The sequence below is a fragment of the Acidimicrobiales bacterium genome, from assembly GCA_036399815.1.
GTDB lineage: Bacteria > Actinomycetota > Acidimicrobiia > Acidimicrobiales > DASWMK01 > DASWMK01.
Genome location: DASWMK010000006.1, coordinates 1 through 5,791 on the forward strand (window position 1 = coordinate 1; position 5,791 = coordinate 5,791).

At 72.5% G+C, this 5,791-nt stretch carries 8 protein-coding genes and 2 pseudogenes; all 10 read left to right on the forward strand.

Translation table 11 applies throughout. From position 1 onward, the window contains the following. A partial coding sequence (gene tuf, locus VGB14_00250; protein ID HEX9991334.1) for an elongation factor Tu occupies positions 1–316 on the forward strand: 316 nt, incomplete at its 5' end. 7 nt (positions 317–323) lie between these two features. Next, complete coding sequence (rpsJ, locus tag VGB14_00255) at positions 324–644, forward strand: 30S ribosomal protein S10 (GenBank protein ID HEX9991335.1); 321 nt, start codon at positions 324–326, stop codon at positions 642–644. Positions 645–986: 342 nt separating this feature from the next. Continuing rightward, complete coding sequence (gene rplC, locus VGB14_00260) at positions 987–1,625, forward strand: 50S ribosomal protein L3 (GenBank protein ID HEX9991336.1); 639 nt, start codon at positions 987–989, stop codon at positions 1,623–1,625. After that, a complete protein-coding gene (rplD, locus tag VGB14_00265; GenBank protein HEX9991337.1) occupies positions 1,625–2,332 on the forward strand; it encodes a 50S ribosomal protein L4 in 708 nt (235 codons plus the stop codon). The genes rplC and rplD overlap by 1 nt, the downstream gene beginning before the upstream one ends. After that, positions 2,329–2,619, forward strand: coding sequence for a 50S ribosomal protein L23 (gene rplW / locus VGB14_00270; GenBank protein HEX9991338.1), 291 nt, complete (start codon positions 2,329–2,331; stop codon positions 2,617–2,619). The genes rplD and rplW overlap by 4 nt, the downstream gene beginning before the upstream one ends. Positions 2,620–2,627: 8 nt before the next feature. Next, positions 2,628–3,464 (forward strand): 50S ribosomal protein L2, encoded by an 837-nt coding sequence (gene rplB, locus VGB14_00275; protein HEX9991339.1) that lies wholly within the window; start codon positions 2,628–2,630, stop codon positions 3,462–3,464. Between the two features lie 5 nt (positions 3,465–3,469). Then, positions 3,470–3,748 carry a 30S ribosomal protein S19 gene (gene rpsS, locus VGB14_00280; protein HEX9991340.1) on the forward strand — a complete coding sequence of 93 codons (279 nt, stop codon included), beginning with the start codon at positions 3,470–3,472 and terminating at the stop codon, positions 3,746–3,748. 2 nt (positions 3,749–3,750) lie between these two features. Then, a pseudogene (gene rplV / locus VGB14_00285) lies at positions 3,751–4,104 on the forward strand (50S ribosomal protein L22). 425 nt (positions 4,105–4,529) lie between these two features. Continuing rightward, positions 4,530–5,159 (forward strand): annotated as a pseudogene (gene rpsC, locus VGB14_00290) (30S ribosomal protein S3). Between the two features lie 300 nt (positions 5,160–5,459). Beyond that, a partial coding sequence (rplP, locus tag VGB14_00295; GenBank protein HEX9991341.1) for a 50S ribosomal protein L16 occupies positions 5,460–5,791 on the forward strand: 332 nt, incomplete at its 3' end.

Here is a 5,791-nt window from a genome sequence, read left to right on the forward strand (position 1 = left end):
CCAGGTGTTGGCCAAGCCGGGGTCGATCACGCCGCACACCGATTTCGAGGGGCAGGTGTACGTGTTGACCAAGGAGGAGGGCGGTCGGCACAAGCCGTTCTTCTCGAACTACCGGCCGCAGTTCTACTTCCGGACCACGGATGTGACCGGCACGATCGAGTTGCCGGAGGGGACCGAGATGTGCATGCCGGGGGACAACACCACGATGCGGGTCTCGTTGATCCACCCGATCGCCATGGACGAGGGCCTGCGGTTCGCCATCCGGGAGGGTGGCCGCACCGTCGGCGCCGGCCGCGTCACCAAGATCGTCAAGTAGGGGCACCGTGGCCGAGAAGCAGAAGATCCGCATCAGGCTGAAGGCGTACGACCACGAGATCATCGACCAGTCCACGAAGAAGATCGTGGAGACGGTCGTCCGCACCCAGGCCCAGGTCCGCGGCCCCGTGCCGCTGCCGACCGAGAAGCACCGCTACACGGTGGTCCGGTCGCCGTTCAAGGACAAGGACTCCCGCGAGCACTTCGAGATGCGGATCCACAAGCGCCTCCTCGACATCGTCGAGCCCAGCGCGAAGACCGTGGACAGCCTCCAGCGCCTCGAGCTCCCGGCGGGCGTCGACATCGAGATCAAGATCCAACAGGCCTGATTCCTCCTGCTGACGGCCAGGGCGACGCCCCTCCGGGGCATCGCCGGCCTGCAGGAACTTCAAGGGCTCGGGAGGTTTCGGCAGGGGTTCGGGCGTTGGCTCGGGCCCCTGTTGCGCGCTCGGGGGACGCCGTTGGTGCTTCTTCGGCGGCGCCGCTATGCTTCCTCGTTCGCGTGCGCGGCCTGTGGCCGGCGCCGCTGGTTCTGCAGCAGTGGTGAAACGACGTCTGCGCCGGCCCGCCCCGATCGGGGCCGGGGACCCCGCAGCACAACCGAGACGGCGCTCCGTCGGGTCCCCCGGCGGAGCGTCTGCGTGAGCGAAGGGCACGAGAACGGCAAGCCCATGGCAACCAAAGCGATCGTCGGCGAGAAGCTGGGCATGACCCAGGTGTGGGACGAGGACAACCGCGTCGTCCCCGTCACCGTGCTGCGCGTCGTGCCGTGTCGCGTGGTGCAGGTCAAGACCCAGGAGAAGGACGGCTACACCGCCCTCCAGGTCACCTACGGCACCCGCAGGGAGCGCTCCGTCAACAAGCCCACCGCCGGCCACTACCGCAAGGCGGGCGTGGACCCCGGGGTCCGGCTGCTCGAGCTGCGCCTCGAGGACGTGTCCGGGTACGAGGTCGGCCAGGAGATCAAGGTCGACGTGCTGGCCTCCGGCGAGCTCGTCGACGTCACCGCCGTGAGCAAGGGCAAGGGCTTCGCCGGCGTCATGAAGCGCCACGGCTTCGGCGGCCTCGGCGCCGCCCACGGCGCCCACCGGGTCCACCGGGCTCCCGGCGCCATCGGCGCCTGCGCCACCCCCGCCCGGGTGTTCAAGGGCACCCGCATGGCCGGGCGCATGGGCGCCGAGCGGGTCACGACCCTGAACCTCAGCGTGGTCCAGGCCGACGCCGAGCGGGACCTGCTCCTGCTCCGCGGGTCGGTGCCCGGGCCGAAGGGCGGCGTCGTCCTCGTCCGCGACGCGGTGAAGGGGGCCTGATGCAGGTCGAGGTGCGCAACGTCACCGGCGGCACCGCGGGGTCGGTCGACCTCGACGACGAGGTGTTCGCCGTCCAGCCGAACGTCCCGGTCATGCACCAGGTCGTCACCGCCCAGCTGGCCGCCCGCCGGGCCGGCACCCAGAGCACGCTCACCAGGGCCGAGGTGTCCGGCGGCGGCGCCAAGCCGTGGCGCCAGAAGGGCACCGGCCGGGCCCGCCAGGGCTCGACCAGGGCGCCGCACTGGAAGGGCGGCGGCGTGGCCCTCGGGCCCAAGCCCCGCTCCTACAAGCAGCGCACCCCGAAGAAGATGGTGCGCCTCGCCCTCCGCTCGGCCCTGTCCGACCGGGCCGCCGACGGCAAGGTCGTCGTCGTCGACGACTGGGGCTGGTCGGCGCCGCGGACCAAGGACGCCGTCGCCGCCCTCGCCGCCCTCGGCCTCACCGGCCGGGTGCTGGTCGTCGCCCCCCGCGACGCCGAGGCCGTCTGGAAGAGCTTCCGCAATCTCGGCGAGGTCCACGTCGTGTCGCCGGGCGAGCTGAACGCCTACGACGTGCTGTGCAGCGACTGGGTCGTGTTCACCCGCTCGACCGTGCCCGCCGCCGAGGCGGCCGACGCCACCGCCGCGGCCGAGCCGGCCGAGAGCGTGGTCGCCGTGGCCCCGCCCGAGGGCACCGCCACCGAGGCCGCCGAGGAGGTCGAGGCGTGAAGAACCCCCGCGACGTGATCCTCGAGCCCATCGTCAGCGAGAAGTCCTACGGGCTCCTCGAGACCAACGTCTACACGTTCAAGGTCCACCCCGACGCCTCGAAGCCGGAGATCTCCGACGCCGTCGAAGCCATCTTCGGGGTGCGCGTCCTGAAGGTGAACACGCTCAACCGCCGGGGCAAGCGCAAGCGCAACCGGCGCTCGTTCACCTCCGGCAAGCGGCCCGACACCAAGCGGGCGATCGTCACCGTCCACGCCGGCGACCGCATCGACCTGTTCCAGAGCTGAGGACTGCCGTGCCCCTCCGCAAGCGCAACCCCACGAGCCCCGGCCGCCGGTTCCAGACGGTCGCCGACTTCAACGAGATCACCAAGGACAAGCCCGAGAAGTCGCTGCTGGCGCCGAAGTCCGGCACGGGCGGCCGGAACTCCTACGGGCGCAAGACGGCGCGCCACCGCGGCGGCGGCCACAAGCAGCGCTACCGCCTGGTCGACTTCCACCGCACCAAGGACGGCGTGCCGGCCAAGGTGGCGGCGGTCGAGTACGACCCCAACCGCAACTGCCGCATCCTGCTGCTCCACTACTACGACGGCGAGAAGCGCTACATCCTCGCCCCCGCCCAGGTGCGGGTGGGCGACGTGCTCCAGAGCGGCCAGGGCTCCGAGATCCGCCCGGGCAACGCGCTGCCGCTGCGCTACATCCCCGTCGGCACCACCGTGCACAACGTGGAGCTGAAGCCGGGGGCGGGCGGCAAGATGGCCCGCAGCGCCGGCTCCAGCGTCCAGCTCGTGGCCAAGGAGGGCGCGTTCGCCACCCTCCGGCTGCCGAGCACCGAGATGCGCCGCGTCCCCATCGACTGCCGGGCCACCGTCGGCGAGGTCGGCAACGCCGAGGCCGAGCTGGTCAAGGTGGGCAAGGCCGGCCGCAACCGGTGGAAGGGCGTGCGCCCGCAGACCCGCGGCGTCGCCATGAACCCGGTCGACCACCCGCTCGGCGGCGGCGAGGGCAAGTCCTCCGGCGGCCGCCACCCGGTGTCGCCCTGGGGCAAGCCCGAGGGCCGCACCAGGGACAAGACCAAGGAATCCCAGAAGCTCATCGTCCGGCGCCGCCGCACGCGCGGCTCGCGGAGGTAGATCGCATGCCGCGCAGCCTGAAGAAGGGCCCCTTCGTCGACGACCACCTCCTGAAGAAGGTGGACAACCTCAACGCGAAGGGCGAGAAGCGGGTCATCAAGACCTGGTCCCGCCGCTCCACGATCATCCCCGAGATGGTCGGCCACACCGTGGCCGTCCACGACGGGCGCAAGCACGTGCCCGTCTACATCACCGAGTCCATGGTCGGCCACAAGCTCGGCGAGTTCGCCCCGACGAGGACGTTCCGCTACCACGCCGGCCAGGAACGGTCGGGGAGGCGCTGAGCATGGCCTTCGGCGTCAAGACCAACGAGCGGCCGGGCACCCGCGCCGAGGTGCGCTACGCCCGCATGTCCGCGTACAAGGCCCGCGAGGTCCTCGACCTCATCCGGGGCAAGGACGTGCGCAGGGCCGACGAGATCCTCCAGTTCACCGAGCGCGACGCGGCGCTCGTCATCCGCAAGTGCCTCGCGTCCGCGGTGGCCAACGCCGAGCACAACGACCAGCAGGCGGCCGACGACCTGTACGTGTCGGCCTGCTTCGCCGACGAGGGCCCCACCCTGAAGCGGTGGCGGCCCCGGGCCAGGGGCCGGGCCACCAGGATCCGCAAGCGCACCTGCCACATCACCGTCATCGTCAGCCGCCTGCCCGACGAGGAGCTGGCCCGCCGCCGGGCCGCCGACACCGGCCGGGGCCGGGGCCGCCGGGGCGGGCTCGAGGAGCGCCGCCGCCGGGTGGCGAGGAGCCGGGGCGAGCAGGCGCCCGCCGAGGAGGCGGCCACCACCGCCACCGACGACGCCGCCGAGCGCCGGCGCCGCCGGGTCGAGGGCAGCCGCCGCCGGGCGTCGCAGCAGCAGGAGCGGGCCGCCGGCCAGGCGGGCGCCACCCCGCCCGACGACACCGAGGAGGCCGCGACCGTCGAGGCCGCGCCCGCCGAGGCCACCGCGCCCGAGGCCGTCGACACCGCGCCCGCCGAGGACACCGCGCCCGAGGCCGTCGACACCGCGCCGGAGGCCACCACCGAGGACACCGCGGCCGGAGCGGCCGGGGACGAGGAGCAGAGCTGATGGGCCAGAAGGTCAACCCGTACGGGTTCCGGCTCGGCGTGACCACGGACTGGAAGTCCCGCTGGTTCGCCGACCGCAACGAGTACGGCGACTTCGTCATCGAGGACTGGAAGATCCGGGACTACCTGATGAAGCAGCTCCCCCACGCGGCGATCAGCCGGGTGGAGGTCGAGCGCACGCGGGACCGCCTCCGGGTCGACGTCCACACCGCCCGCCCCGGCATCGTCATCGGCCGGCGGGGCAGCGAGGCCGACCGCCTGCGGGCCGGCCTGACGAAGATCACCGGCAACCCGAAGGTCCAGCTGAACATCCAGGAGATCAAGCAGCCCGAGCTCGACGCCGCCCTGATCGCCCAGGGCGTGGCCGACCAGCTCGCCGGCCGCGTCGCCTTCCGCCGGGCCATGAAGCGGGCCGTCCAGAACGCCCAGAAGGCCGGCGTGCAGGGCATCAGGGTCCAGTGCTCGGGCCGCCTCGGCGGCTCGGAGATGGCCCGCACCGAGTGGTACCGCGAGGGCCGGGTGCCGCTGCACACCCTCCGGGCCGACGTCGACTACGGCTTCCGCGAGGCGAAGACGACCTACGGCCGCATCGGCGTGAAGGTCTGGATCTACAAGGGCGACATCCTCCCGTACAAGGCGGCGATGGAGGACAAGATCAACCGCGAGGCGGCCATGGCCGTGGGCGAGACGTCCGGCCAGGGCCGGCCCGGCCGGGTCGTGTCCGCCTCCGCCGCCCGCCGGCGGGCCGCGCCCGACGCCGCCGCCCCCGCCGAGGAAGGCGCCCAGCCCGAGGCCCAGCCCCTCCTGAAGGAGGCCGACCCCGAGCTCGAGCGCCTCCTCGCCGAGGAGGAGGAGATCGAGCGCCTCACCCGGGCGTCCGAGCACCACGAGGCCCCCCACTTCCGCGGCGACGCGGAGTAGGAGCAACCCATGTTGATGCCGAAGAAGGTCAAGCACCGCAAGCAGCACCGCGGCCGGATGACGGGCAACGCCACCGGTGGCACGCGGGTGACCTTCGGCGAGTACGGCATCCAGGCCCTCGAGCCGGGCTGGATCACCGCCCGCCAGATCGAGGCCGCTCGCATCGCCATGACCCGCCACGTCCGCCGCGGCGGCAAGGTGTGGATCAACGTCGTCCCGGACAAGCCCGTCACCGAGAAGCCGGCCGAGACCCGCATGGGCTCCGGCAAGGGCAACCCGGAGCGGTGGGTCGCAGTGGTCAAGCCCGGCCGGGTGCTCTTCGAGCTCGCCGGCGTCAACGA